The sequence below is a fragment of the Corynebacterium sp. ACRPJ genome, assembly GCF_022347345.1.
In the GTDB taxonomy this organism is placed as follows: Bacteria; Actinomycetota; Actinomycetes; order Mycobacteriales; family Mycobacteriaceae; genus Corynebacterium; species Corynebacterium tuberculostearicum_D.
Window position 1 is genome coordinate 90,266 of the sequence record NZ_JAKRNC010000004.1, and the last position, 26,444, is coordinate 116,709.

Annotated in this window: 25 protein-coding genes and 1 pseudogene; 15 read left to right on the top strand and 11 right to left on the bottom strand. The window is 59.3% G+C overall.

The annotated features are described in order from the left end of the window. The first annotated feature begins 1 nt into the window (after position 1). From MHY08_RS04300 to MHY08_RS04325, 6 genes are all read left to right on the top strand, one after another. Complete coding sequence (locus MHY08_RS04300) at positions 2-862, top strand: fumarylacetoacetate hydrolase family protein (RefSeq protein ID WP_239235497.1); 861 nt, start codon at positions 2-4, stop codon at positions 860-862. Between the two features lie 76 nt (positions 863-938). Beyond that, positions 939-1,826 carry a polyphosphate kinase 2 gene (ppk2, locus tag MHY08_RS04305; protein WP_239235499.1) on the top strand — a complete coding sequence of 296 codons (888 nt, stop codon included), beginning with the start codon at positions 939-941 and terminating at the stop codon, positions 1,824-1,826. A 29-nt stretch (positions 1,827-1,855) separates the two neighbouring features. Further along, positions 1,856-3,034 (top strand): sensor histidine kinase, encoded by a 1,179-nt coding sequence (locus MHY08_RS04310; RefSeq protein WP_239235501.1) that lies wholly within the window; start codon positions 1,856-1,858, stop codon positions 3,032-3,034. Next, positions 3,027-3,686, top strand: a complete 660-nt coding sequence (locus tag MHY08_RS04315; RefSeq protein WP_239235504.1) for a response regulator transcription factor — start codon at positions 3,027-3,029, stop codon at positions 3,684-3,686. Before MHY08_RS04310 ends, MHY08_RS04315 begins: the two co-directional genes overlap by 8 nt. 86 nt (positions 3,687-3,772) lie before the next feature. Next, positions 3,773-4,486 (top strand): ATP-binding cassette domain-containing protein, encoded by a 714-nt coding sequence (locus tag MHY08_RS04320; RefSeq protein WP_239235507.1) that lies wholly within the window; start codon positions 3,773-3,775, stop codon positions 4,484-4,486. Then, positions 4,479-5,969: a hypothetical protein gene (locus MHY08_RS04325; protein WP_239235510.1), complete on the top strand. Its 1,491-nt coding sequence runs from the start codon at positions 4,479-4,481 to the stop codon at positions 5,967-5,969. The genes MHY08_RS04320 and MHY08_RS04325 overlap by 8 nt, the downstream gene beginning before the upstream one ends. Before the next feature lie 137 nt (positions 5,970-6,106). Here the strand turns inward: MHY08_RS04325 and MHY08_RS04330 are convergent, their stop codons facing one another. Both MHY08_RS04330 and MHY08_RS04335 read right to left on the bottom strand, forming a co-directional pair. Next, entirely contained in the window at positions 6,107-7,561 is a 1,455-nt protein-coding gene (locus MHY08_RS04330; RefSeq protein ID WP_370658785.1) for a glyceraldehyde-3-phosphate dehydrogenase, read from the bottom strand. 64 nt (positions 7,562-7,625) lie between these two features. Then, on the bottom strand, positions 7,626-8,609 hold the full coding sequence (locus MHY08_RS04335; protein WP_204609700.1) for a nitronate monooxygenase: 984 nt from the start codon (positions 8,607-8,609) through the stop codon (positions 7,626-7,628). A 35-nt stretch (positions 8,610-8,644) separates the two neighbouring features. Between MHY08_RS04335 and pth the strand changes: the two genes are divergently transcribed. Further along, positions 8,645-9,292, top strand: a complete 648-nt coding sequence (gene pth / locus MHY08_RS04340) for an aminoacyl-tRNA hydrolase (protein ID WP_239235515.1) — start codon at positions 8,645-8,647, stop codon at positions 9,290-9,292. On the opposite strand, the gene MHY08_RS04345 is transcribed toward pth, so the two are convergent. Both MHY08_RS04345 and MHY08_RS04350 read right to left on the bottom strand, forming a co-directional pair. Further along, a complete protein-coding gene (locus MHY08_RS04345; protein ID WP_239235517.1) occupies positions 9,289-9,981 on the bottom strand; it encodes a TrkA family potassium uptake protein in 693 nt (230 codons plus the stop codon). The two genes, pth and MHY08_RS04345, sit on opposite strands and share 4 nt — an antisense overlap. Continuing rightward, complete coding sequence (locus MHY08_RS04350; RefSeq protein WP_239235519.1) at positions 9,974-11,326, bottom strand: TrkH family potassium uptake protein; 1,353 nt, start codon at positions 11,324-11,326, stop codon at positions 9,974-9,976. Before MHY08_RS04350 ends, MHY08_RS04345 begins: the two co-directional genes overlap by 8 nt. Before the next feature lie 80 nt (positions 11,327-11,406). On the opposite strand from MHY08_RS04350, the gene MHY08_RS04355 reads away from it, so the two are divergent. Both MHY08_RS04355 and MHY08_RS04360 read left to right on the top strand, forming a co-directional pair. Further along, entirely contained in the window at positions 11,407-12,243 is an 837-nt protein-coding gene (locus tag MHY08_RS04355; protein WP_239227991.1) for an SDR family NAD(P)-dependent oxidoreductase, read from the top strand. A 24-nt stretch (positions 12,244-12,267) separates the two neighbouring features. Continuing rightward, positions 12,268-13,902, top strand: a complete 1,635-nt coding sequence (locus tag MHY08_RS04360) for a peptide chain release factor 3 (RefSeq protein WP_239227990.1) — start codon at positions 12,268-12,270, stop codon at positions 13,900-13,902. A 72-nt stretch (positions 13,903-13,974) separates the two neighbouring features. On the opposite strand, the gene MHY08_RS04365 is transcribed toward MHY08_RS04360, so the two are convergent. Next, positions 13,975-15,540 (bottom strand): TrkA C-terminal domain-containing protein, encoded by a 1,566-nt coding sequence (locus MHY08_RS04365; RefSeq protein WP_239235521.1) that lies wholly within the window; start codon positions 15,538-15,540, stop codon positions 13,975-13,977. A gap of 151 nt (positions 15,541-15,691) precedes the next feature. Further along, positions 15,692-16,561 (bottom strand): patatin family protein, encoded by an 870-nt coding sequence (locus MHY08_RS04370; protein ID WP_239235523.1) that lies wholly within the window; start codon positions 16,559-16,561, stop codon positions 15,692-15,694. A gap of 25 nt (positions 16,562-16,586) precedes the next feature. Here MHY08_RS04370 and MHY08_RS04375 point away from each other — a divergent pair, with 25 nt between their 5' ends. Beyond that, a complete protein-coding gene (locus MHY08_RS04375) occupies positions 16,587-16,928 on the top strand; it encodes a hypothetical protein (protein ID WP_239192724.1) in 342 nt (113 codons plus the stop codon). Between the two features lie 197 nt (positions 16,929-17,125). On the opposite strand, the pseudogene MHY08_RS04380 reads toward MHY08_RS04375, so the two are convergent. From MHY08_RS04380 to MHY08_RS04390, 3 genes and pseudogenes are all read right to left on the bottom strand, one after another. Next, positions 17,126-17,602: pseudogene (locus tag MHY08_RS04380) on the bottom strand (gluconokinase). Positions 17,603-17,710: 108 nt separating this feature from the next. After that, on the bottom strand, positions 17,711-18,097 hold the full coding sequence (locus tag MHY08_RS04385; protein ID WP_239192727.1) for a hypothetical protein: 387 nt from the start codon (positions 18,095-18,097) through the stop codon (positions 17,711-17,713). Positions 18,098-18,492: 395 nt separating this feature from the next. Further along, positions 18,493-19,107 carry a hypothetical protein gene (locus MHY08_RS04390; RefSeq protein WP_239235525.1) on the bottom strand — a complete coding sequence of 205 codons (615 nt, stop codon included), beginning with the start codon at positions 19,105-19,107 and terminating at the stop codon, positions 18,493-18,495. A 300-nt stretch (positions 19,108-19,407) separates the two neighbouring features. Here MHY08_RS04390 and MHY08_RS04395 point away from each other — a divergent pair, with 300 nt between their 5' ends. Next, a complete protein-coding gene (locus MHY08_RS04395) occupies positions 19,408-19,785 on the top strand; it encodes a hypothetical protein (RefSeq protein WP_239192734.1) in 378 nt (125 codons plus the stop codon). A 19-nt stretch (positions 19,786-19,804) separates the two neighbouring features. Continuing rightward, positions 19,805-20,344, top strand: coding sequence for a gamma carbonic anhydrase family protein (locus tag MHY08_RS04400; protein WP_239192737.1), 540 nt, complete (start codon positions 19,805-19,807; stop codon positions 20,342-20,344). On the opposite strand, the gene MHY08_RS04405 is transcribed toward MHY08_RS04400, so the two are convergent. Further along, entirely contained in the window at positions 20,341-20,994 is a 654-nt protein-coding gene (locus tag MHY08_RS04405; protein WP_204609722.1) for a hypothetical protein, read from the bottom strand. The genes MHY08_RS04400 and MHY08_RS04405 overlap by 4 nt on opposite strands. 231 nt (positions 20,995-21,225) lie before the next feature. Between MHY08_RS04405 and MHY08_RS04410 the strand changes: the two genes are divergently transcribed. From MHY08_RS04410 to MHY08_RS04420, 3 genes are read left to right on the top strand one after another with little or no spacing between them, the layout of a single operon-like run. Continuing rightward, the gene (locus MHY08_RS04410) at positions 21,226-23,604 is read left to right on the top strand and encodes an MMPL family transporter (RefSeq protein ID WP_239235527.1); all 2,379 of its coding nucleotides are present in this window, start codon (positions 21,226-21,228) and stop codon (positions 23,602-23,604) included. After that, a complete protein-coding gene (locus MHY08_RS04415) occupies positions 23,597-24,196 on the top strand; it encodes a TetR/AcrR family transcriptional regulator (RefSeq protein ID WP_239192743.1) in 600 nt (199 codons plus the stop codon). Before MHY08_RS04410 ends, MHY08_RS04415 begins: the two co-directional genes overlap by 8 nt. Before the next feature lie 42 nt (positions 24,197-24,238). Next, positions 24,239-25,417, top strand: a complete 1,179-nt coding sequence (locus MHY08_RS04420; protein ID WP_239235528.1) for a DUF6882 domain-containing protein — start codon at positions 24,239-24,241, stop codon at positions 25,415-25,417. Here the strand turns inward: MHY08_RS04420 and MHY08_RS04425 are convergent. Continuing rightward, positions 25,394-26,437 carry a 3-hydroxyisobutyryl-CoA hydrolase gene (locus MHY08_RS04425; RefSeq protein ID WP_239235529.1) on the bottom strand — a complete coding sequence of 348 codons (1,044 nt, stop codon included), beginning with the start codon at positions 26,435-26,437 and terminating at the stop codon, positions 25,394-25,396. The genes MHY08_RS04420 and MHY08_RS04425 overlap by 24 nt on opposite strands. Positions 26,438-26,444: the final 7 nt, after the last annotated feature.

The following is a 26,444-nucleotide window of genomic DNA, read 5'->3' on the forward strand; positions in this document are numbered from 1 at the left end:
CATGAAATTGGCTACCCTACGCACTGGCTTTGGCACTTCCGCTATCCGCATTGACGGCGATTACGTGGGTGTTGAATTGGATTATGAAGACGTGGGCCAGCTGCTGCGCAGCGAGGATTGGCGCAAGGCCGCCCAGCTTTCCGGCGAGCCCGTGGTCTTTGACCACGCCGACTTGGAGGCTGTCGTACCAACTCCCGGCAAAGTCATCTGCGTGGGGCTCAATTACGCCAAGCACATTCGCGAGATGGGACGCGAATTCCCCGAATATCCCACCTTGTTCATCAAGTTCGCCGATGCCCTCACCGGCCCCTATGATGATGTGTTCATTCCCGAATATGGCACACAAAGGCTGGATTATGAGGGAGAGTTGGCGGTCATCATCGGCGAGCGCGCCCACCGTGTCAGCCGCGACGAGGCACTGGATTATGTGGCTGGCTACGCCATCATGAATGACTACACACTGCGTGACTTCCAACGCCAGACTAGCCAGTTCCATGCTGGTAAATCCTTTTATCGCACCGCCGGCTTCGGCCCTTGGCTTACCACCGCGGATGAATGGTCACCGGGGTCCGGAGCTGTGCTTACCACTACCGTAGACGGTGAGGAAAGGCAACGAGATAATACCGATGACCTCATCTTTTCCGTTGCCGAGCTCATCGAGTTCTGCTCGCAGCTCTATCCACTCAATCCGGGCGACGTCATCATTACCGGCACACCGGAGGGCGTGGGCTTTGCCCGCACCCCGCAGCAATTTATCGAGGACGGCCAAAACGTCACCATCGCCATCGAAGGCTTGGGGCATATTTCCAATACCACCCGCTATGGCGAGCCCGGCTGCGGCCCCAGCTGTACCTGCTCCTAGGCTGTGCCCAGGTTCTCACTCCAAAGTGGGCGGTCCCGTTTTCATCCCAGCCGCTAGTGCCGGTTAAGCTGGACTAATGAGCACAAAAAGCAGTAAAGCCCCTAAGAAACTCAACAAGAAGGCCTACGAAAAGGAGCTCGAGCGCCTCCAAGCGGAGCTCGTGGACATGCAGCAATGGGTCGTTGAAACCGGCGCCCGCGTAGTCATCATCATGGAGGGCCGCGACGCCGCCGGCAAGGGCTCCGCGATCAAGCGCATCACCCAGTACCTCAACCCGCGCACCTGCCGCATCGAGGCACTGCCCGCACCGAACTCTCGCGAACAGGGCCAGTGGTACTTCCAGCGCTACGTGGAAAAGCTGCCCACCAAGGGCGAAATCGTCATCTTTGACCGCTCCTGGTACAACCGCGCCGGTGTCGAGCGCGTCATGGGCTTTTGTACCGATCAGGAATACGTCCGCTTCCTGCACCAAGCACCCACCTTTGAGCAGATGTTGGTCGAAGACGGCATCATGCTGCGCAAGTACTGGTTCTCTGTTTCTGATGAAGAGCAGATTAAGCGCTTTGAATCCCGCCGCAACGATCCGCTGCGCCGTTGGAAGCTCTCCCCTATGGATCTGCAGTCCATTACCCGCTGGGAGGACTACTCCCGTGCCAAGGATGCGATGTTCATCCACACCGATACCCCAACCGCGCCGTGGTACACCGTGGAATCAGAAGACAAGAAGCGCTCGCGCATCAATGTCATTTCGCACCTTCTGAGCACCATTCCGTACGAGAAGCTCGAGCGCGAGATGCCGGAGATCCCGCAGCGCCCAGATTCCGATGGCGAAACCTATGAACGCCCTGCCCGCGAAGAGTTCCGCTACGTGCCGGACGTCGCCGCCAAGCTTGAGCGCAAGTCCGCGCAAAAGACAGCGAAGAAGACGTCCAAGAAGGGCAAGAAGAAGGATAAGAAGAAGTAGCACTCAGGGCTGTATTACTATCTTCCTTTATGAGCACTGACACCGCCGCGCGAGCGCGTTTGGGAGATAAAATCCTCACCGCGGTGGCGGTGCTCATTGCGCTGTTTTATGTGATTTCTGCTGCGAAGAATCCCAGCATAATTGAGATTATTCAGGCAGGTCTATCGTTGCTATTCCTGCCATTTATGTGGATCTGGCGGAGCCGTCCCGTGCTCAGCGCCACGGGCTTTATTGTGCTGCTCGCGGCATGGGCCGTGGCCTGGATGAGCCAGCTGCCCACCAATCTAGGGCTTACCCCTTGGGCCCTGACTGCACCCATGGCGGTGTATGCCACCTCCCGCTATGTCACGCGCCGTGCCATTCCCCGCACGGTGCTGGCGCTGACGATTCTTGGCTCCTTCATCTCGCCCTTCATGTGGCGCATAGATCCGGAGTCATTCCTGCTGCACTACCAGTTAGACCTCCGTTATTTGGCCATGGTGGTGGTGCATTGGGCGGTTTTGGGCAGCACCTACTTCATCGCCGCACGCTACTTCGACCTGGCACGCCAGCGCGAGCGGCTAGCCCAGGAGCGTTTCCACCAAGCCCAAGAAGAAGAGCGCCTGCTCATTGCTAGGGAATTGCACGATGTACTCGCGCATTCCCTAACTTTGATCAAGGTTCAGGCGAATGCCGGGATCATTGCCGGGCGTGTAAATAGTGACGCTGCCCAGGATGCTCTTGCCACTATTCGTGAGGGCGCGGATTCTGCGTTGGAAGAGGTCCGCGGCATTGTCACGGCACTGCGGAGCACCGGTCCTTCCGCTCTCAAGCCGACAGAGCAGCTTGAGCACATCGAGGGCATCATCGACGGTTTCCGCGCGGCGGGCTTAGAAATTGCAGCGGACTTACCAGAGACCTATGAGGCGCCTGCACTTACGCAATTGGCCTTGGTACGCATCATTTCTGAAGGCCTGACCAATGCGCTGCGTCACCAGGGCCCTGGCACGCACGTAGAAGTAGAGCTCGCGCTTGCCGACGCCGCTCAGATCACCCTTACCTCTACCAATCCCTCCCCTACTCCCAGCGAAGTTACTGGCAGCGGAGTCGGCCTCATTGGCGTCGAAGAGCGTGCTCACACGTTAGGTGGAAAACTAGAGAGCTCGGGTGATGCAACAAAGTTCATCCTGCGCGCCGAACTACCCTTGCAGAAGGAAAACCGTGTCTAAGATTCGTGTCCTACTCGCCGATGACCAAGCGATGCTTATTGCCGCATTGTCTACCATCCTTAACGCACAAGATGATATTGAGGTCGTGACCACCGCCAATACCGGCTCCGAAGCCGTCACCGCAGCGTTGAGCCACCGCACTGACGTAGCCATCCTGGATATCCGAATGCCCGGCATGGACGGCATCGCTGCGGCCCAAGCGATCCTTTCCCGCATCCCCGAATGCCGAATCATCATGCTCACCACGTTTAATGAAGAAGAATTGGTGGCTCAATCTATCGCCGCTGGCGCGCATGGGTTCCTCCTCAAAGATGCGGATCCGGAGGTGTTAGCGGGGGCAGTCCGGGACGTCGCCAAGGGCGAATCGGTGCTGGCCTCTCAGGTCACCGGACCAGTTTTGGAGGCCTATCGCACCGCCCTTACCCGCGGCCAGTTGAGCGCGCAGGAGCGCCAAGGGCTTAGCCTGGTAACCCGGCGCGAGATGGAAGTTCTTTCGCTCATCGCACGCGGTGCTACAAATTCCGAGATCGCCGCCGAGATGGTCATTGCGGAAACGACGGTAAAGACGCACGTCTCTTCGCTCATGTCTAAGCTTGCGGCTCGCGACCGCGTAGCGCTGGTGCTGTTCGCCCAGCGCGCTGGAATTGCCTAGTCTCCTACTGCAGTAGGAGATATTCACTGCGAAGTCCGTCTTGTAGGCGGAAGATTTTCGCGCCCCGGCACGCGAGACTTCACAGTATGAACTATGACATCTCTTTTGAGCACGTCTCGAAGTCTTTTGGCCCCCACACAGTCTTGCGGGACGTAGATTTTCGCATCACCCCTGGTCGCGTCCATGCTCTTTTAGGGCGAAACGGTGCCGGCAAATCTACGCTCTTTTCCATCTTTCTAGGCCTGCTTACCGCCGATTCCGGGACTATTCGCGTGGCTGGTGCGCCCTGGTCACGCGGGGTTCTCGACCACGTGGGGGCTTCCGTCAACGGTCCAGCTTTTTATGGGCACCTTTCTGCAGCAGCCAATCTTCGCGTCCATACGCGCTTGCTCGGTCTACCAGAATCCGAGATAGAGCGAGCGCTTGCCATCGTGGGCCTCAACGGGGCTGGGAAGAAAAAGGCTAAGTCATTTTCTACTGGCATGAAGGCACGGCTCGCCCTAGCCCAAGCACTGCTTGGCGATCCCGAAATCCTCGTTCTCGATGAACCACAAAATGGCCTTGATCCGCAGGGCATCGTAGAGCTTCGTGAGCTCCTGCAGAAGCTGGCTGACGCCGGTCATACCGTAATCGTCAGCTCCCACCAGCTCGGTGAGATTGTCCACTTAGCCCAGGACATCACCATCCTCTCCCAGGGCACCATCCGCTATTCCGGTTCGCTTAAGAACTTGGCTCCCAGCGGTCAGCTGGAACCCGAATTTTTCCGCCTGACCTCCCCGGATGGTGAGGCTCATGTTTAATCGCTACCTTTCCGCCGAGGTCCTTCGCAGCCGCGGGAGCGCGCTGCAATGGCTCCCTCTACTGGCCGTACCATTAGTGGTGATGACAGCGTTGTTTTCCGCGCTGGCTTCTCCCACACAAGACGCCACCGGCGTTTTGGGATGGCAGTCCATGTTCATCACGGGCATGTATGCACCTCTCATTGCGCTTTTTGCCGCCATTCCCGAGCGCCGAGAAGTCCGTACGCGCGGCGGCGGTACCCTGTGGCGCCGGATCAACGCCCACTATGAACAGGCCTCGCGCTATCTTGCCGTCCTTTCTAGCTTGGCGATCTTTCATGTCCTCAATTTCGGTCTTTCTTGGGCAATCGTGGCTCTTCAGGGCCGAGCCAACCATCAGCTATTAGTGGTGGCTGGGCTCTATTCCTTCCTAGGGGCTATAGGGATCGCCGGGATCGCTGCAGGGTGCGCGCGCCGCTGCGGCCTCGTCGCCGCCTTAGCTGGAAGCATTGCCTGGCAAGAAATTGGAATTTTACCGAGCACTGTCGAGGGCAACGCGTGGTGGGCGTTCCCACCTGCGTGGCCGATGAGGTTATTGCTTCCTGCTCTGCGGATTCATCAGAACTCTGTTCCTCTCGATCCAGGTGATCCGCTACTGCAAGAAGGTCCACTGCCCGCCGCGGTACTATGTCTGGTTCTAGCGGCTGTAGGTACGTGCGCGGCAATCTTTACTCCTCGCCGCATACGACCTCTTAGGTTGCGTCTGCGCCAGGGCGGTACCGCTGAAGATACGGCCGCAATCACCACTGGTGAGGTGTGGACCCCAACTGCTACACCGAGAGCTGCCGCTCGCTCCAAGCTACCTGGCGCGCTGATCGGGCTGCACCGTGCGGCGTCGAGCCCCTTGCTCATTGGGTGTCTAGTACTGAGCATCGTGGCTTTAGCCGTCATTGCCCTCACCTACCCTGCCGATTATGTCCACGGCTTCTTCGTCTTTGCGCTACTGCCTGTGGGCGCGGGAGTCCTCCCTTGCATAGTGTGGCCACTGCTAGCGGCGGCGTGGCCGCTAAGCTACAGCGAATCACGTCATAGCCCTAACGCCCTTCTCATCTGGATCTTTGGGGCAATAGTATTCGTGTGCACGGCTGCTTCGCTCGCTTCAATCTGCGCCGGTACTTCTGCTCCTGCTGTATTGGGACGACTGCCGCTGGCCGTAGGTGTAGGTTTCAGTATTGCGGTGATTTCCCTGTGCATCGTGGTGCGCTTCGGGATTATTAGTGCACTCGCCCTCACCATCATGGGCACCATTGTTTCTGCAACTCTCGGCGGTGATGTCCTCGCCAAGACTTACCTGTGGCTAATTGCCTTTTCGGCGTGGCCGATAAATGCCAACACTCCTGCACGCTACGCTGTCGCGGCATTCTTAACATTGCTCATCGCCGCCGTTGGTTCATGGACCGCGAAACGGCTGCTGCAGACAAAAGCACTGCAGCCAATGGATTAACCGCATAATGCAGACACGTTTCAAGTCCATTGGCGTGCTTCCAGGCCGATAGTGTGGCTGCTTTTCGGGGTGGGGTGGTTGGAGCCGGGAGAAAACGGCAAAAGCCCGCGGAAACCGCGGGCTAGAGCTAGGTGAGCTTAAAGCTCAGACGGAGATACGCGCTTCGGCAGAACAACCGGGCGGGTGTGTGCGAGCTCTTCTACGATGCGTACTACCTGGTTGGAGTAGCCATACTCGTTGTCGTACCACACGTACAGCACCAGGTGCTTGCCGGAGACGATGGTAGCAACGCCGTCGACAATGCCGGCGTGGGTATTGCCGATGAAGTCAGAGGAAACAACCTCTGGGGAGGCAATGTAGGAAATCTGCTGGCGCAGGTCGGAGTGCAAAGAGACATTGCGCAGGAAGTCGTTGACCTCATCGCGCTCTACTTCCTTGGACAGCTCGAGGTTGAGCACAGCCATGGACACGTCCGGGGTAGGAACGCGGATGGCGTTGCCGGTGAGCTTGCCCTCAAATTCCGGCAGAGCCTTAGCAACAGCCTTGGCTGCGCCGGTGGCGGTAAGCACCATGTTCAGGCCTGCGGCGCGGCCGCGGCGATCGCCCTTGTGGTAGTTATCGATGAGGTTCTGGTCATTGGTGAAGGAGTGCGCGGTCTCCACGTGGCCGTGGGTTACACCGTAGCGGTCATTGATGACCTTAAGAACCGGGGTAATGCCGTTGGTGGTGCAGGATGCAGCGGAGAGAATCTGATCCTCATCGCTGATGTTGTCGTTGTTGATGCCGTAGACGATGTTCTTGATATCGCCCTTGCCCGGTGCGGTCAGCAGCACGCGGGAGATGCCCTTGGCCTTGAGGTGCTGAGACAGGCCCTCGCGGTCGCGCCATGCGCCGGTGTTGTCCACCAAGATGGCGTTATTGATGCCATAAGAGGTGTAGTCAATCTCGGCGGGATCGTTGGCGTAGATCATCTGGATCTTGGTGCCGTTAGCCCAGATAACCTCGTTTTCCTCATCTACAGAGATGGTGCCGTTGAAAGCACCGTGGACGGAATCGCGGCGCAGCAAGGAAGCGCGCTTGAGGATGTCACCGTCGCCCTTCTTGCGCAGGACAATGCCACGCAGGCGAACGCCACCGTAAGCTGCCTCGCGGGCGACGAGCAGGCGGGCCAACAGGCGGCCGATGCGGCCGAAGCCGTAGAGGACGACGTCGGTGGTCTCTAGGTCAACGCCAGCACCGACGATCTCGCACAGCTCGCCTTCCAAGTACATGCGGAGGTTTTCCTCGTTGGATTCCTCCCACCCGAGGACCAAGCGGCCGAGGTCGACGCTTGCGGCGCCCAGGTTCATGTCTGCCAATTCCACCAGGATAGGCAAGGTCTCCGCCGTGGACAGGTGGCGCTGCGCGATGCGGCGGCCATAGCGGTGAGACTTGATGATGTCGATATCGGTCTGGCCCACCAGTGGGCGGCCGAAGATGGTGGTGACAACGTTATTGTTGCGGTGCAGCTGGTGGATGAGCGGAATCATCTGCTGCGCCAGCTCGAGGCGCTCGTTCCAATCATCATGGCCAACATGTGCGTTCGCAGTCACGTAATTCATTCCTTTTCTGTCACGGGGGTGGCATTAAATCTTCAAACATAAATATTAGCGCCTACTACTGTGGGTTTTGGCATAGTTGGTTCAGGATGTTGGCCACAGTACCCCCGTTTATTTTCTCCACTTCGGTTCCTACGAGGCAGTAGGCTACGGCATCATCGTGCTGCGCACGGCGTTCCTTAAGTACAGGGTTCAAGAGCGGATAAACCGGTGGAAGGTTGGGGTGGCTGCGGGTGTACTGAGTTTCTAGTCCACGGGCAAAGCGGCCCGAGAAAGCACGGGTAGACACGGTCTGCCCACCACGGCGCAGTAGCTGCCGGTTGTAGTCACTCGTTCCCGCCTCTTCGGTGAGCAAAAATGCGGAACCGCAGGAACATGCGGCGACGCCATCCCAGGACATAGCGGTGGCTATATCTTCTGCAGTGCGCAGGCCGCCAGCAGCGATCAGAGGCAGATCAGGGGCTGCGGTATGCACGTCGGACACTAGCTCTTCCAGATCCCGGGAATCGGGAGTCGCGGCTAAGTCCCAGGTTCCACGATGGCCGCCGGCGGCCGGGCCTTGGACGCAAAGCACGTCGACGCCCCGACGTGCGGCCACGGTTCCCTCCGCAGGGGTGGTGACGGTGGTCCAGGCCTCTGCGCCCGCGGCGTGGATTCGCTCTATCTGTTCGGGTGTGAAGGTTCCAAACATGGACCACACCACGCGGGCACCGCCGCGCAGTGCTAAATCCAGCTTCTCTTCGAAACCAAAAGAGTAATCGGGCTCAGGCAGTGGCCGGTTTTCTGCCTGCGCCAGCTCGCGTGCGGCGGCATGTTGCGCCCCGGAAAGCGGCTGTTGTGGGCAAAAGAGGTTTACTCCAAACGGAATGCCGGCACACTGGTCAATCTGTGTGCGGGCAGCGTCTAGGCTGGCAGAGCCCACACCTAAGGTGCCAAAAGAACCGGCGGCATGAGCGGCACGCACTAGTTCCGGGGTCGTGGGACCGCCGGCCATGGGCGCGGGGATTACGCTACGGGAAAGGGAGCTTATAACCTGACTCATAGCACCCCACCCTACCGAGAGAGGAAGCTAGTGCAGTGGCACCTTTAGGAGATTTTTTCGCGCGGTTCTTTGGCTCGAAGAATAAACCCACACCAGGCCTCAATCCGGACGAGCTAGAGGCGGAGTGGCTTATTGTGGGCTTGGGCAATCCCGGCGCGAAGTATGCCGCTACCCGCCACAATGTGGGCTATATGGCCATCGATGATCTGTTAGCCGCAGGGGGAGACGTACTCGAGCCGGTACGCGGGATGGATGTGCAGGTGGCACCGCTTAGCTGGGCGGGACAGAAAGTACTTGCCGTGCGTTCGGGCACGTTTATGAACCTTTCTGGCGATCCAGTAGCGCCGCTGGCACAACAACTTGGCATCGCCGCGGATCACGTCATTGTTCTCCACGATGAGCTGGACCTTCCGGCCAATAGGATCCGGATCAAGCAGGGCGGAAATGAAAATGGGCATAACGGCCTCAAGTCGCTCACCGAGCGCTTGGGCACCCGCGACTATCTGCGCGTGCGCATTGGTATTGCCCGGCCGCCCAAGGGTTCGTCCATTCCGGATTACGTATTGGGCCCCGTGGATGCGGGCGCTGGCTTTGATGACGCCATCGCCTCCGCGGCCGAGGCCGCCCGCCTCATCGTGGCGGACGGGCTAGGCAAGGCCCAGAACCAGATCCACTCTCGCTAGCACTGGGAGAATTTTTCTAGGGCCTTGGGGCTGCCGGCGGCGACGATGAAATCGGTGGGGTTGAGCTCGATGGCGTCGGCAAGCGGGGCCCACTCCCCTTCCGCGCGGCGCACGGAAACCAATTGCACGCGGTGCGTGCGCCAGATGGCAGAAAGGTCGAGCGGCCGGCCCACCAATGAACTAGGAACGGCCATTTGGGTCACGCCATAATCGGTGGCAATCTCTGCAAAATCACGGAAACGCCCGCCCAAAAGGTAAGCCACGCGGCGGCCGGTATCACGCTCTGGCCGGATGACATGGTGGGTACCAATCTGGCTGAGAATACGCGCGTGTGCTTCCGAATCAGCCTTGGCCCAGATGTCTTTGACCCCCAACTCCACCAGATTGGACGCGGTGAGGATGGAATCTTCCAAATGGGAGCCGATGGCGACAATGACGCGCTCGACCTCCTCCACGCCCAGCTGACGCAAAGCCTCTGGGTCGGTGGTATCGGCCGCAATGGTCTCGGTGAGGTAGGGCGCTTCTTCGCGCACGCGCTTCTCGCTGGAGTCGATGCCGAGGACCTCAACGCCATTGGCCATCAACTCATGGGCTAGCGAGGAGCCAAATCGGCCTAGTCCAATAACGACGACGGGTGGAATATCGATGCCGGCGCGGGAGCGTCCCAACGCCTTGAGAATATTAGCCAAGGAACGGCCTTTCTTCGGGATAGCTATAGCGCCGGCTGACGGATTTCGCCGCCAGCGCTGCTACCAAGGTGGTTGGGCCAACGCGGCCCAAGTACATGATGAGGCATAGCACAATCTGCGAGGGTGCAGACAGGCTTGCAGTAATTCCGGTGGACAAGCCCACCGTAGCGAATGCGGAGAGCACTTCGAAAGAAACTTGATCACCGCTAAACTCCGGATCAAAAAAGCGCAGCGCCGCCACACCCAGTGTGACGACCAGAACCCCGGCAAAGCTCAGCGCCAGCGCCTGGCGAGTCACCGAACGTGGAAGGCTGCGGTGGCCAATGGTGGTGGTTTCCCGGCCCGAAAACTCCGCGGTCATGGCAGCCAAGAGCACGCAGGCGGTGGTGACCTTGATGCCGCCGGCCGTACCGGCCGAGCCACCACCGATGAACATTAAAATGTCGGTACCCATCAGCGTAATGGGGTGTGCCTGCCCATAATCGATGGCATTAAAGCCCGCCGTGCGCGGAGATGCACTGGCAAAGAAGGAGTTGAGCAGCTTATCCCCCAGCGACATGGAGGATAAAAGCCCGGACCATTCCATGCACGCGAAAAAGACGCTGCCGGCGAGCAAAAGCACGGTCGTGGCCGCCAGCGTCATGCGCGCGGTAATGGAAATGCGATGAACCACGTGACGATCGCGGCGTACCAAGCGCACCAGCTCCGCCCACACCGGAAAACCTAAACCGCCACCGATCAGCGCGGCGGCTAAGGGCAGCAGAATCCAGGCATCGGCAACAAAGGGCACTAGGTTATCGCTATTGGTGCTAAATCCCGCGTTATTGAATGCAGAAATGGCGTGAAAGATGCCTTCCCATACCGCGCGCGGAAAGGAGTGCCCATAGCCAATCATCAACCGCGCAGCCACGATGACAGCGATGATGATCTCTGCCACCGCGGTAAAGGCAAAGGTAAAAATCAGCGTCTTGCGGATTCCGCCAGGAGCAATGGGGCGCCCCTCATAGGCACCCGTCTTGCGTGCTTTGAAGCTAATCCGGCCGGTAAAAAGCAGGCCGGATAGCGAGGCCAGGGACATGATGCCCAAGCCGCCCAGTTGGATGAGTGCCAAGATGACCACTTGGCCGGCCGGGCTCCAAAAACTACCGGTATCCACCACGATAAGTCCGGTGAGCGATACCGCAGACGTAGCGGTAAAAAGCGCAGACAAAAAAGAAGCGCGGGCGGTGCCGGCCTCGGCGAACGGCAGCATGAGCAAAACCGTTCCCAGTAAAATGAGCAAAAGAAAGCCGGCGGCGGTTAAGCGCGCCGGTCCCCACTGCCGTATGGAAAGCAGATGTTTCACGAGCGGAAGTATAGACCTGCTTTCGGCCCAGGGAAACTGCTAGCCGGCGGTGCCCTCGGTGGGCGGTTAGGATTGGTGCTATGACTTCGCCAAATAGCACTGCCAAGACCATTGTGATTACCGGCGCATCGGGCGGATTGGGCGCCGCGGCAGCTCGTCAGTTGCACCGCACCCGGCCACAAGACAACCTGGTTATCATCGGCCGCAATCCGGAAAAGACCCGCGCGGTGGCTGAGGAAGTCGAAGGCCAGTACTTCCTGGCGGACTTCGAATCCTTGGGCCAAGTTCGCCGCTTGGCACAGGACTTGGAGGGCCTGGAGCATATCCACGCCCTAGGCAATAACGCTGGCGGCATTTTCGACGGCCCGTCTACCACCGCCGATGGCTTTGAGCGCACCTGGCAGGTCAACGTGGTGGCGCCTTTCCTGTTGACCTCGCTGCTACGCGACAAGCTGCGCGCGGATAACGCGAACGTAGTTCAAACGGCTTCCCTAGCTAATTTCCTCATGTCTCAATTCGACCCCAGTGATCCCAATACCCTGGATCACTTCAGCCCCGAGCGCGCCTACGGCAACGCCAAGCTGGGCGATATCCTGCTCACCCGTTATTTTGATGCCCACGGGCTTTCCGCGGTGTCCTTCCACCCTGGCGTGCTTGCCACTGACTTTTCCAAGTCCTCTACCGGCATAATGTCCAAGATGTATTCCGGGCTGATTGGCAAGACCTTTGGCAAGCCTGCCGACGGCGGCGAAAACCTCGCCTACTTTTTGACCGGCACCGAGGGAATCCACTTTGAATCCGGCGAATACTACAACGACAAGCGCAAACCTGGTCTCCAGCGCCCCATTGCGAAGAAGCTGTCGGTGGCTCGTCGCGTCTTTGATGATTTGGGGCGCCGCCTCAATGTGGAGTGGTAGCGCGAAACCACTAGACTATGGCGCATGAGTTCTGTCGTTTCTGAGGCCTCGCGCCGCCGCACGTTTGCCGTTATCGCCCACCCGGATGCTGGTAAGTCCACGCTGACGGAGGCGCTGGCGCTGCACGCACACGTTATTAATGAGGCCGGCGCGGTCCACGGCAAGGGCAACCGCAAGTCCACCGTGTCTGACTGGATGGATATGGAAAAGGACCGCGGCATTTCCGTGGCGTCCTCGGCGCTGCAGTTCGAGTATGCACCGGAGGGCCACGAGGGCGAACCCTACATGATTAACCTGGTCGATACCCCGGGCCACGCGGACTTCTCAGAGGATACCTACCGCGTGCTCACCGCGGTGGATGCGGCAGTCATGCTTATCGACGCCGCCAAGGGCCTCGAGCCCCAGACCCTTAAGCTCTTCCGCGTGTGCAAGGCCCGCGGCCTGCCTATCGTTACCGTGATCAATAAGTGGGACCGCGTGGGCCGCGAGCCCTTGGAGCTTGTTGACGAAATCGTCAACGAAATCCAGTTGCAGCCCACGCCCCTGTACTGGCCGGTAGGCATTGCCGGTGACTTCCGCGGCCTGGCACACATCAACGATGATGGCGAGGCCGATGAGTACATTCACTTCATCCGCACCGCTGGTGGTTCCACTATCGCCCCGGAAGAACACTTCGATCCGGATGCCGCCGGTGAGAAGGAAGAAGACGTGTGGGAGACCGCAGTCGAGGAAGCCGAGCTGCTTGCCGCCGACGGTGCCCTACATGACCAGGAACTTTTTGAGCAGTGCGTGACCTCCCCACTCATCTTCGCTTCTGCGATGCTGAACTTTGGTGTGCACCAGATTTTGGACACCCTGTGCGCTATTGCCCCGGCTCCGCACTCGCGCGACTCCGATCCGAAGGCGGTTGAGGCTGCCACCAGCGCCATTGATGAGGTCCGCGAGGTTAGCGATGACTTCTCGGGCGTCGTCTTCAAGGTCCAAGCAGGCATGGACCAAAAGCACCGCGATAACTTGGCCTTTATGCGCGTGGTTTCCGGTGAATTCGAGCGCGGCATGCAGGTCAACCACGCCCAATCTGGCCGCAGCTTTTCCACCAAGTACGCCCTGACTGTCTTTGGTCGCACGCGCGATACCGTGGATACCGCCTATCCGGGCGATATCGTGGGTTTGGTCAACGCTGGCTCGCTTGCCCCTGGTGACACCATTTATTCCGGCAAGAAGGTGCAATTCAAGCCCATGCCGCAGTTCGCGCCGGAGGCCTTCCGCATTCTGCGCGCGAAGTCGTTGGGCAAGTACAAGGCTTTCCGTAAGGGTCTGGAGCAGCTGGCGGCCGAGGGCGTGGTCCAGATTCTCAAGAACGAGGCGCGTGGCGATGCCTCCCCTGTCATGGCGGCGGTGGGCCCCATGCAGTTCGAGGTCATGCAGGCTCGCATGGAGTTCGAATACAACGTGGAAACCGTCACCGAGCCTATCCCCTATTCCGTGGCTCGCCGCACCGATGCCGAATCCGCCCCAGAGCTCGGCCGTCAGCGCGGCGTGGAAATCTTTACCCGCCAAGATGGCGAGCTCATCGCGCTCTTTGGTGATAAGTGGAAGCTCGCCTTCATTGAGAAGGAACACCCAGAGCTCACCATGGAAACCCTCGTGGCGGATTAGAAACCACACAGGTCCACATAGCAGAGAAAAAGGCCGCTTCCCGTTCTGGGAAGCGGCCTTTTCCGTTGAGTGTTAAACCATCAACATCACAGGGACAACGGCAATTTTGACCACCTGCGCCACCACAATGGTGGCCGCATAACCGGTCATGATGCGCGAGTCGGAGCTCAGCCCCGTGGCGTAATTGACCACGGCCGGCTGAGCAAAGATGCCAGAGTGTCCGCCGGCGGTACGAGTTTCGGACTGACCCATGAAGCGATTCGCTACAGCGAATAGGACCGCAACCACCACGGTGACAATGGCGGCGAGGATCATGCACTTCAGGCCCATCCAGGAGAAGGCAGTGGACAAGAATGCCTCGCCGGAAGATAGGCCGACAGAAGCAAGGAAGATGACTAGACCCCACTGCTGGAACGCAGTATTGATGGAGGCCGGCACCTGCCATGGGATGCGGCGGGTCCGGTGCAGCGCACCGAGGATAAGGCCGGTAATCAGCGGGCCAAGCGCAAAGCCCAGCTCGAAGGAAGCGCCACCCGGCATCGGAACCACGACCTGGCCCAGCAGGTAACCCAGGAAGAGGCCACCGCCCAACGCTACCCAGTTCAGCTCGGAGTAGGACTTAATTGAGTCACCGAAGTAATCCTTGATGTCGCCCAAGCGGTCAAACTTCACGATGAGCTCGAGGATATCGCCGGAAGCCAGGTGAGTTTCATTATTGGCCAAGAATTCCTCATCGCCGCGCTGCACGCGCACGATGCGACCGCCATAGCGGGAGAACAGGTTGAGCTCCTCAACGGTGCGGCCGGCAATATCTTGGTTAGAAATAGCCACGGTTTCGATGACCAGGCGCTTATCCACGAACGGAGTTTGCGGCTGACGCTTGCCCAGCATTTGGGTCAGTTCACGGGCCTTGGCCTTGGTGACCATCACGCGCAGAATATCACCTTTGCGCAGTTCGGGGCGGTCACCTGCCACGCGCACTTTATTACCGCGGCGAATGGTAGCGATAACAAAGTGATCCTTGAACTCTTCTTCCAAATCATCGTAGTGCACGTCTTTGGTAACGCGAATGGTGCGGGAGCGGAAGATCTTGGAGGCAGAATTGTCCTTATCGTGCTTGGCGGGCCAATTCTGCTTGAGCAGGAATGCCACGACCAAAATGGCCACCGCCACACCCACGGGATAGCCCAGCGAGTAGCCCACGGCGGGTAGCTCTTCACCGGTTTGTTGCTGGGCAACTGCCAGCGACGGCGTCGAAGTCGTGGCGCCGGCAAATACACCAACGGAAGCCAAGGTATCCAGCCCCAGCATGCCACCAAAGAGGAGGGCTGCGCCCGCGGCCACCACAATCGCAATGGTCGCCGTGAGCATGTGCTTCATCTGCTTGGAAAAGCCCTTGAAGAAGCGCTCACCGGCGGACAGGCCTTGCATATAAATAAAGAGTCCCAAGCCCAGCTCTTGCAGGGAGCTTAAGATGTCTTTATCTAGGTCAATAAACGAGCCGAAGGCCAAGCCCACAAACAGCGTGCCTGCCGCGCCAAAGCGCAGCGGACCGAAGGGGATCATGCCAAATAGCGTGCCGAGCAGCACTATGAAAAAGATGCTCAGCCATATATTTCCATCAAAAATTGCTAACACGCTGGAATAGTTTAGGCATTTCTCAAGAAAGCGCCACGTGAAAGGCTTTTCCAAGCCCTGGCCTTCTGGCATTTACACTGGGCACACCACTTTCCCAGCCGAGACCCCACCCCCAGCGGCGGTACATCTCACAGGAAACGCCCATAGTGAACTAATCGAGGAGGAATTCCTTCCACCGTGGCCACTCCGTGTAGGTCTGGGCTTTCCCTGCCTGATAGTTCGCCCGCAGCTTGTGTACGTTGCGTTCGGTAGAGGCTACCTGCATATCTTCCGGGAAAAATAATTGCGCCTTCCCTTGGCGCTCCAACTCCAAAAGCCGATCTTTGGCTGCGTTATAGAGGGCGGGGCGGGCTATAAGGGCGTCGGCAATAGCGGGGTACCTGCGGAAGATGCGGCGGACGAAGGCTGGGCGCGCGACCTCCGGGCGCACATACCCACGCGGCTTAGTACCAATAAACAGGAACTTTTCGTATCCGGCCTTTTCTGCTTGCGCAATAGTAATGCCACCGGACGAGCCCAAAGCACCGTCCACGTACGGCGCGCCGTCGATAAATCGCATCGGCATAATCAGCGGCAGCGTGGAGGAAGCGCGCACGCGCACGAAGAGGTCTTCCGGGGTGTGGATGTCCTGGCGAGTCCAGTAAACAGACTCGCCGGTATCGGCGCGCGCTGCAGCAAGCACCATATCGGCCGGATGCTCGCAATAGGACTGCCAATCAAAGGGCAAATCCCTGTCTGCTGCGCGCTCATAGATGTACTCGGCATTGAAATACCCGGTGCCACGCACCAGCGAACCCACGCCACCGAAGCTGGGATTTTTGGCAAAGTCCGTAAAGGACTCCTCCGCGCGCCGGGCATCGCGCGACAAGTAATTAACGGTGTGCGATGCCCCGGCGGAGACGCCGCCTACCCAACCAAAGTCCACGCCCTCTTCGATGAGTTTGACCAAACAGGCGGCCGTATAGGAATTGCGCATGCCGCCGCCTTCAATAACGAGTGCGGTGTTGCTGGCGTCAATCATGGTGCCCCATACTACGCTGGGCCCAATGAAGCGCATTTTCCGGCAATTGCTCGCGGACGAAGAAGGCACCTTCGATATCGAAACCGGCCAGCAGCCCCGCACCGGGTTCGCCTATAACCCCACCGGGAAGGCGCTCCTGCGGGTGACGGAGCCTACCCCAGCCGCGGTGAGCAAGGCCTTGGCCTTAGCCAAGGAACACGGCGCGCGGTATCTCGGCACATGGCGCCAGCCCGATGGTCCACTCGTCTTCCTCGCCGCGGCCGTAACCCACGATGAATCTGTGGCCCGCGAGCACGTTGCCGCCACCGGGCAGCGTGCGTACTTCGACTTGGAGCGCTGCCGCACCATCACCGTGAGCGCTCACTAGACTGGGCTCCCATGGGATCAAAAGATGCACTTGCCCGGCTAACCGGCACGCAGTCCCCGCGCTTAGCGCGCCCCGATTCCACCTGACTTAGGCCACTTTAGTGCGGAACAATCCCACCCCACCGCCAAATACCACCAGGTAGCAGTGTCGAGAGAAACGTTTCTCACCCACACATGACCTAAGTCGGGAAGCGCCAGCTAACCCCGTAAGTATTCGGCCGCCGCGGTGGCAAGTTCCTCTGGGGACTCGCTGACATCCAGCACGATGCCCGCTTCCCCCGGCTGCAGTTCCTCGAGTGTCTCGAATTGCGAGTCCAGAAGGACGACCGGCATGAAGTGCCCAGAGTGCTGACTCATGCGCTCCTTGAGCAGCTCATAAGAGCCGTGCAGGCCCACAAAGATCGTATCGATAAAGTCGCGGTGGGAGCGCTTGAGCGCGGAGCAGCCCACAATGGCACCGGCGTCCTGGTCCGCGAGAAAGCGGCCTAAGGACTCGAGCCAGGGCTTGCGGTCGACGTCGTCAAGGGCCTGCACCGAGGCCATTTTCTAGATGTTCGCCGCCGGATGCATATCGCCCCCATCCCGAAAAGGCAGGCCGGTGCGCTGCGCCAGCAACTCCCCGACCGTGGACTTACCGCAGCTCGAGACTCCCTTGATCACCACGTGCTTGCGCATCATCCCTCCTTGCAGCATTCCACCAAATCGAACGCGCTGCGCACTGCCTGACGCAGCGCGATTCAACGCACCCTGACGCAACCACCGTGCGGCTCGATAAAGCGCGGTTTAACCCAGCGGCGCGTACATGAGGTTCGCGCGCTGCACCTCGCCACGTGTGGTCGGGTCAAAGGTCGCGCACAGGGCAGCCGCCACGTAGCGCACGCCACCCACCGGAGCAGAGGAGCCGACCCGCTCGGCGCAGTTCTGCAAGGCCGGCAGGCCGATGTCGTCGCCCGGCGAAGTCATGGAGAAGAAGGACGCGGCCATCATGGTGTCACCATCGGCACGCACATACTCGGAAGAGCCCTTGATGGCCTGCCAGGCAATCGCGCCAACGGGGTCGGTACGGAATTGGTCCCGCTCAGTCTGGGTCAACTCGGCGTTGGCGGCGGGTACGGACAGAGATGCGACGAGGAGCGCAGCGCATGCTGCGAGGAAAGAAGACTTTTTCATAGCAATATTGTATCCCCGTGCATTGGGGTTGTCCTGGTATTCCTTCGCTATTGTCCAGAGGAACCGCTTGTTGCGCGAAGGATGGAAGCGCGCAGCTGGCGTATCTCAGTGGCCCCACGCGGCAGCACCCCCCAGCAGGCTAGCACCGGCAGCCACGAGATCCGTTACGGCCTCAGCCAGGCTCGCCGCGCCAACGGGGGCTGGCCGCCAATCATGAGCGCCGTTGTCCCAGCCGAGGCTTGTGTCCAGATCTGACCGTGGGCGTAGTCTTCACCGGGGTTTTCCCGCCGCCAGGTTTCAATCACCTCAGGCACGGTGGAGGTTTCACCGACAAAATGTAGTGCAGACCTGCATCGATGGGTGCTTGCTTGTTCGCCGCTGAAACCATGCCCGCATCAGCAACGACGGAAACCTCGTCGAGCCGGTCGGCATCTTGGAACCGTGTGATCATCGGTAGCATCGTGTGGGTTTATGCCGAGTTGCCAGCAAACGCGCCCCACATGCAGTGGAAAACCGGTGGCATCAGTAAGCAGCCCGACAAGGTTTTGTGGCTCCACACGGCGTTCTTTGGAAAATAGGGGTTTGCGAAGCTCATCAGGAGTACCGGCTTCAAAGTACAAGATGGTCACGTCGTACAAGATAAATGCGCCTGGCCCAATACCTACATGATGGGCCAACGCTTGGGTTTGTATCTCCCCGAACGATTCGGTGGCGAAGGAGGAACGACGCCTCTGGATGGTGCGGTAGCTTGCGCTGGTGATGCCAACCTCGACAAGAGTCTCGATGAAATCCAGCTTTGAGCTGGGATGGATGATCCGGGCACGCACCAGAACACGAAGCACCGGATCATCGCCGCTTGCTGCTGCAAGGCCTAGCTCGTTGAAACACGCATCAATACAGTCCAGCAAGTATCCAGCCCGCTGACCGGCTACCGGCAGCGGGTTGGAAACACTGCCTGTTGCCGGTGGGGTGTGTAACCTCGCCGAAGTCCATTGCGAGTTGGTCACCATCGACGATGCGTTGAGCCTCAGCCCGCAAAAGCACAAGCTCAGACTCTGAATGCGCTGAGCCGATATGCTTCATTCTTTTCGCACTTTTGCGTTCAGAGAACACCACGTGCACCGCTATCGCTCCTGAGGCGGTCTTGACGGTGCGAATATAAGGACTCACCAAAATCAGAATACTGAACACCCCAGAACTACCCACTTAGTGCGGAAAATCCCACCCCACAAACAAAACCACCAGGTAACAGTGTCAAGAGTGACGTTACTCACCCGCCCATGACCTAAGTCAGGTTAGACTAAGGGCTTATGGGATTAAAAGACGCCCTCGCCCGACTTACCGGCGCGCAGAGCCCGCGCTTAGCTCACCCCGATTTCACCGCCCCCACCGCACGGGTAGAAAAACTGGAAATCCACACCGCTGGCCCACTTATCATTGTGGTCACTAATCAGCCCGGCGCGGAGGTACTGCTGAAGGTAGCCCGCGCCCGTGAATCCGCTACCTTGGTCTCTCCCGCTGCCACGGTTCATTTTGCCGCCACAAACAAGGAAGCCCTGCCCATCAAAGATCCCCGGCGCGGCTGGGTCATTCCGCTTACGCCCGCGCTTGCCGACGCCCTCGTAGACCACCTCCCCTACCCCGGCGACTACGAGCTTTCCCCCGCCGTCGCCGTGGTGGTGGAATAGTTTCCTCGAAAGGACTGACATGCTGCTTTTGCCTTGTGCGGGAAAGAAGCCACGCATCCACCGCAGTGCGTGGATTGCGCCCAATGCCACCATCATTGGCGATGTAGAAATCGGCCCGGATTCCTCCGTCTTTTATGGCAGCGTACTGCGCGGCGACGTGGGCGCGATTCGCATTGGCGCTAGGTGCAATATTCAGGACAATTGCGTCTTCCACGTAGAAGAAGACACGCCATGCGTACTAGAAGATGATGTCACGGTGGGACACATGGCAATGGTCCATGCCGCGTATGTGGAGGCCGGTTCCCTGGTGGGAATGTCCTCTTCGCTGCTCTCGCGCTGCACTATTGGTGCCGGCTCGCTCATCGCGGCAGGCGCCGTGGTACTGGAAGGAACCACCATTGCGCCGCGGAGCCTTGCCGCCGGCGTGCCGGCCAAGGTGCGCCGCGAGCTCAGCCCGGAGGAATCACAGGCCTTCATTGCGCATGCTGCCCGCTACGTGGAGTGCGCGCGCAGCCAATCCGATGTGGCGTTGAGCCTGGATGAGGTCACCTTTGATTAAAGGGAAAGCACGCCCATAAGGATGAGGAAGACCGCCACGAGGTAGCCGCCGAAGAGCGCCACCTGGGTGCTATTGGCGCGCGCCGCGGCAAAAAGACGGCCGGCGGCCGATTCGGGATGCGCGCGCACCACCGCAATAAAAAGACCACAGATAGTGGGCAGGGACAAAGCCAGGCTGGCGTACCACACCAAGCCGCCGTACTGAGCGGCCGGAGCGATGTCTTCGGTAGCCAGGTGCATGAGTCCGTAATAAAACGGCACCGAGGTCAGCGATTGCACCACGCCCATAATGAAACCGATGATCGCGGTAAGCAGCGATGGAGTACGCAACGGCTCGAGCAGCCGATTTACCAAGGCATTGGGCTGGCCTTGAGAGCGCCACGAGCCAAACCCCACCGCGATGCCGACTGCGACAAGTACCCAGCCGGCAACGGGCGAGCTCAAAATGGCCTCGATCTGGTCTTTTACTCCCAGCAGCACAAACATCACCACGGCCGCCGCGGCGAGGACTCCCATCCAGTCTCCTATCACCACTAAGGAGGCAATGCGCCGGTACTTGCCGCGGGGCAAGATGATGCCAATGGCCACGAGGATTCCGATGAGTAAGGCATTGACGGAATCCAGGAGGGCAAAACTAACGGCGTGGAGCATGCCGGTCAGTCTACCGCCCCATGCCGCCATCGCCGATACGCCTGAGGGTACAAGACCTATATCTCACGAGCAGCTTCCTATGGTCCACCGCACAGGTCTTTGCGCACATTCCGTAATTTTGCGTACACTATGCAATGTTCCGCACGGGGTGCACATTCCTCCTCCCCACGGATTCCTTATACATCTTCGCGCGCACAGAATTGCACGCATACTGCACAAGAAAGCATATTTATGTCTAAATTCCTCTACCGGCTAGGTAGCTGGTCCTACCGCAAGGTGTGGCCCTTCCTAGCCTTTTGGCTCATCGTCTTGGTGGCCATGGCGGGACTTACCGCCGGCTTTGCCAAGGCCCCGAACCCTAATTTCTCCATGCCGGAGATGGACTCCACCACCACCCAGGACAAGATGATGGAGCGCTTCGGCCAAGATACCGATGCCATGAGTGCACCCGAAGGCACCGTGGTCATCCAAGCGCCAGAGGGGAAGAACCTCACCGATAAGCAGGTAGCCGGCGAGGTAGATGACCTCCTTGGCGAGCTCAAGGACACTGGCGCGCTCAAGGACCAGGACAAACTGGTCAGCCCGGTGATGGCTGCAGCCGGTATGGAAAAGCAAATGGGCGAAAAGATGAAGGTCCAGCGCATTCCAGACGAGCAGATTCACAAGAACCTGCAGCAGCTCTCCCCTCTGAGCGAGGATAAGTCCACCGGCACCGTCACCATCACTTTTGATGCGGAAACCGTCATGGACATCCCAGAAGAGGACATGACCAAGGTCACGGACGTACTCAATAAGTACGACGAGGGTGACCTCACCGTGAAATACCAGGGCAATGCCTTTAGCTCCGCCGGTCAAGAGATGGGTGGCAGCGCCGAGATTATCGGCCTCATCGTCGCCGCAATCGTGCTGCTGATTACTTTCGGTTCCTTCGTGGCCGCTGGTATGCCGCTAATTTCCGCCATCATCGGCGTAGGCATCGGCATCCTCGGCGTGCAGGTATCCACGGTCTTTACGGATACCATCTCCGATATGACCCCGACGTTGGCCTCCATGATTGGCCTGGCCGTCGGCATCGATTACGCGCTGTTTATTGTCAACCGCTTCCGCAACGAGCTCATCACTTCCTCTGGCCTCAACGATCTTTCGCCAAAGGAACTGGCCCAAGAGCTCAAGAAGATGGATAAGGCCACCCGTGCCCACGCCATGGGCATGGCGCTGGGCACCGCGGGCGGTTCCGTTGTCTTCGCCGGCACCACCGTGGTCATCGCCTTGGCCGCGCTGACCATTATCGGCATCCCGTTCCTGGGCACCATGGCCATCGCTGCTGCGGCTACGGTCATCATCGCCGTACTGGTTGCCAATACCTTCATCCCTGCCCTGCTGGGACTCTTGGGCACCAAGATCTTCGCCGGCCGCGTACCTGGCCCCAAGGTTCCAGACCCAGAGGACGAAAAGCCCACCATGGGCCTGCGCTGGGTACGCCGCGTGCGTGCCCACCCGTGGCTGCACCTTATCGCGGGCGTCGTCTTGCTAGGCATCCTGGCCGTACCATTTGCCCAGCTGCGCCTGGCCATGCCTACCGATGGCACCGCAAAGCCCGGCACCCCGCAGCGCGAGGCCTATGAGATCACGGCAGACGCCTTTGGCCCTGGCCGCAATGCCCCGATGATCGCGTTCGTTGATGTGGCCGATGTCCCTGAGCAGGACCGCATGCCGGCCTTCCAGGACCTCCTGCAGGAGATCAATGGCAACGACGGCGTAGAAAACGCCCAGATCGTGCAGACCACGGACAACGGTGATGCTGCGCAGATCATGATCACGCCTACCACCGGTGCAACCGATGAGGAAACCACCGAAACCCTTAACCACCTGCGCGATTACCAGGGTGAGTTTGAAAAGACCGGCGGTTCCTACGGCATTACCGGTATCACCCCGATCTTCGATGACATTTCTGAGCGCCTCAATAACGTGCTTATCCCATACGTAGCCATCGTGCTGGGCCTGGCCTTCATCGTCTTAATGCTGGTCTTCCGCTCCATCTGGGTGCCGCTCATCGCCGCGGCCGGCTTCGCTTTGTCGATGGCCGCGACCTTCGGCATCACCGTGGCCATTTGGCAAGAAGGCATGTTCGGCATCGTCGACGACCCACAGCCGCTGCTTTCCTTCCTGCCCATCATGCTCATCGGCCTTACCTTCGGCCTAGCCATGGACTACCAGGTCTTCTTGGTGACCCGCATGCGTGAGGGATTTGTCAATGGCAAGACGGCCGGCAACGCCACCTCGAATGGCTTCAAGCACGGCGCCCGCGTGGTCACGGCCGCGGCCCTCATTATGATTTCCGTCTTCGCCGCCTTCATCTTGATGGACGAGCCGTTCATTAAGACCATGGGCTTTGCGCTGGCTGCGGGCGTGCTTATCGACGCCTTCGTGGTCCGCATGATGATCATCCCAGCCACCATGTTTGTGCTGGATAAGAAGGCATGGTGGTTCCCGCACTGGTTGGATAAGATCACCCCTAACATGGACATCGAAGGCGAGGCCTTGCACTCTGACCGCGAGGAACTCCTGCGCGCCCAACGAGAGAAAGTAGGCGAGACACACCGTGACTAGTCTGCGCGAAGAAAAGAAGCGAGCTACGCGTCAGGCCATGGCCGATGCGGCAGCGCGCCTCGTCCTCGACGGCGGTACCGAAGCCGCCACGGTCTCCGGCATCACCGCGACCGTCGGGGTCTCCCCGCGCACCTTTCACAACTACTTCTCCTCGGTGGCTGATGCGCTACTGTCCTTTAGCACCGATGTGCTTGCCAAGTTTTCCAAGGAAGTACCCACTGTCTTTCCTAATTCATCCATTTCTGAATTCCTCGAACAAGTAACGCTCGATGCCGCCGAAAACGAGGGCAAAGAGCTACATTCTTTTACCTCTCTTTTCACCATTGGCGAGGCTTTAGAAAACTTGAGCCATACCTCGAAAGAGCGCCAACAATTCCAAGTCGTAGATGACCAAGTTTTGGAAGCTTTCCACCAACGCGCCCCGGATAAGTCGCGCTTTGAAATCGCGGTCATTCTCCAAGCGTGTGCGGGTGCCAGTGCGATGAGCATGAAAGAAATCCACCGCCTCTCCCAGGCCGAAGAATCACTGGACGCTCACACAAAGCATGAGATAGTTCGCACAGCCTTTGCCACCGTGCGTGCCATCGACTAGCTAGCCTAATGGGCGCTTTAATCCGTATGCTCGGCAATAGTTATGGATAAGACAGCCCCTATATCGAGCACCGCGCAAGACGCCCGCTTCATTCAAGCGGGCGTTAATGCCGCATTTCAAGACCGCATCGGGGAGGCGACCGATGTGGAATTTAATTTCCTCGGGCCCTCGGATGGCGATAGCGAAGGAAGCTATGCCACCGACCAACTCGTGGAGGTACGGGTAAGCTCCGCGCAGCACGTGGCGGATTTTCGTGGCGTGCGCCTAGCCGTCATCGCCGCAGACACCTGGCACTGGACTACCTCTGCGACCGAGCATTTTGCTGACCTTCCGCAGTCAGGTACGGCCAGCGCAGACATTGACCGCATGGTTGCTTATGCCTCCCTCATCGTGGGCACTATGCCGGTGCTGCGCGCCCAGCAGGGCGATCACGTGGCCATCGTTGCGGTAGATTTCCACCCCTACCTGGACTTTCGCCAGACCTTGCTGCACGGTCTCCAACACAGCAGTGCGGAGATGGACGAGAAGGGGCCGGCCCTCGCACTCGCCCGCTACCTAGACATGGAGTCCACCGAGGAAGAGCCCTACCTGCATTTTTCTGATGGCACCACGGTGCGTTTTGAACAGCCAAGCCCCGGGGTACACAAGATTTCCGGCATCACCCCGGGCATGGCGGCCGCGCGTGTCTTGGAGGATGCTTTTTATTTAAGCACCGAAAGCCAAATGTTTTTCCAAGGCAGCTTCCCAGATGCCACGGTAGAACTCGATGTGGATAAGGCCACCGCCACGGTGTCCTATCGTGGCGGGCAGATTGCGACCAATGCGGTGCTTATCGCGACCATTTCTGACGAGGAATTCACGTGGGCTTGGGCGGATCCGCAGCTCAAGGACACCGCGGCGGCGCGGTTGGCAGGAAACCTAGCGCGCTTTGGTATCGACGAGGCCGTGCCCGAACTGGCGCGCCCGCACCTTCCGCTTCAGCTGGCGCGCGGGCACCAGCTGCCGCACCTAGCTTTGCCCATTTTGGGGATCTGGACGCTGGCGGGCACTACGCTTGCCGACGCCCGCGTGGGCCTCGTCCTCCTCGACGCCCCACAGCTGCACCTACCTGAGCCGACGCCAGCCGCGACCGAAGCTACTTTGGCGGTGCCCCCTCCCTCATGGATCAACGCCGATCGCGCCCGCGCCGCCTATGGATCATTTCGCGGGGTGGAGGTGTAGGGCGCTGCGGAGGGCGTCCACGTCGACGTCGGCAAGCGCGGCAGGCTCAAATGCCGCATCGTTGGTTTTATCCACCAAGACCGCTCGCACGCCCTCGGCAAAGTCCCCGCGCCGGTACATATAGGCGCCCAGGTTGGTCTCCATATCTAGCGCTTCGCGGATGCTGCTGCACTCCTGCTCGGCGCGGAATAGCTCCATGGCCGCCACGATGGAGGTCGGGCAGGCCTGCGCGGTCAGCTTGTCTACCTGCTGTTTAAGCTCTGGGTACTTTTCCAGGGCCGTGGTGATGTCTTGCCAGGTGTCGTGGGAAAAGGCGTCCTCGATGGCGTCGATAAGCTCGGCCAAGGGGGCCTCGCCGCTAGGTGCGGTGGCGTGCTGGGATAGCGCAGTGGCTAGTCCATGCTCGATAACCGCACTAGCAAAGGCCTCGCCGTCCGCCACATAGTGGGTGGCCAGCCCGCTCCACAGAAGGTCTGCGGCATACAGGCGGTAGCCGGTAATCCCCCAGAACTTCGCCAACTCGGCCGAAGCCTTCCCGCGCGTTCCCACCGCCCGCTGGGCGGCATAGGCCATGCCCACGTCCGTGACATAGCCAATATTCATCTCTGGCATGGAGGCAAAGGCTTTCTCCGTAACCACGCGGTGGGACCCATGGGCGGAAATGCCCAGACCACCTCCCATAGCAATGCCATCAATGAGCGCCACGACGGGCTTGGGATACTCCGCAATATCACCATTCAACGTGTATTCGGTGGCGAAGAAAGCATCGACCTCATCCACTTTGCCCTCCTTGACCCCTTCGCGGGCGTAGCGAACATCGCCGCCGGCGCAATATGCCTTGGAACTAGTCGAGGTAAACAGCACCTGTTCCACCTCATCATTGTCGCGCCACTGCGCCAGCGACTCCGCAATGAGGTGGATCATTTCCGGGGTGAGGGAATTGAGAGCCTTGGGGCGGTTGAGCTCAATGACTCCGGTATGGTTACGGATTGAGGAAATGATAGGTGCAGTATTAGTCATAACCCCT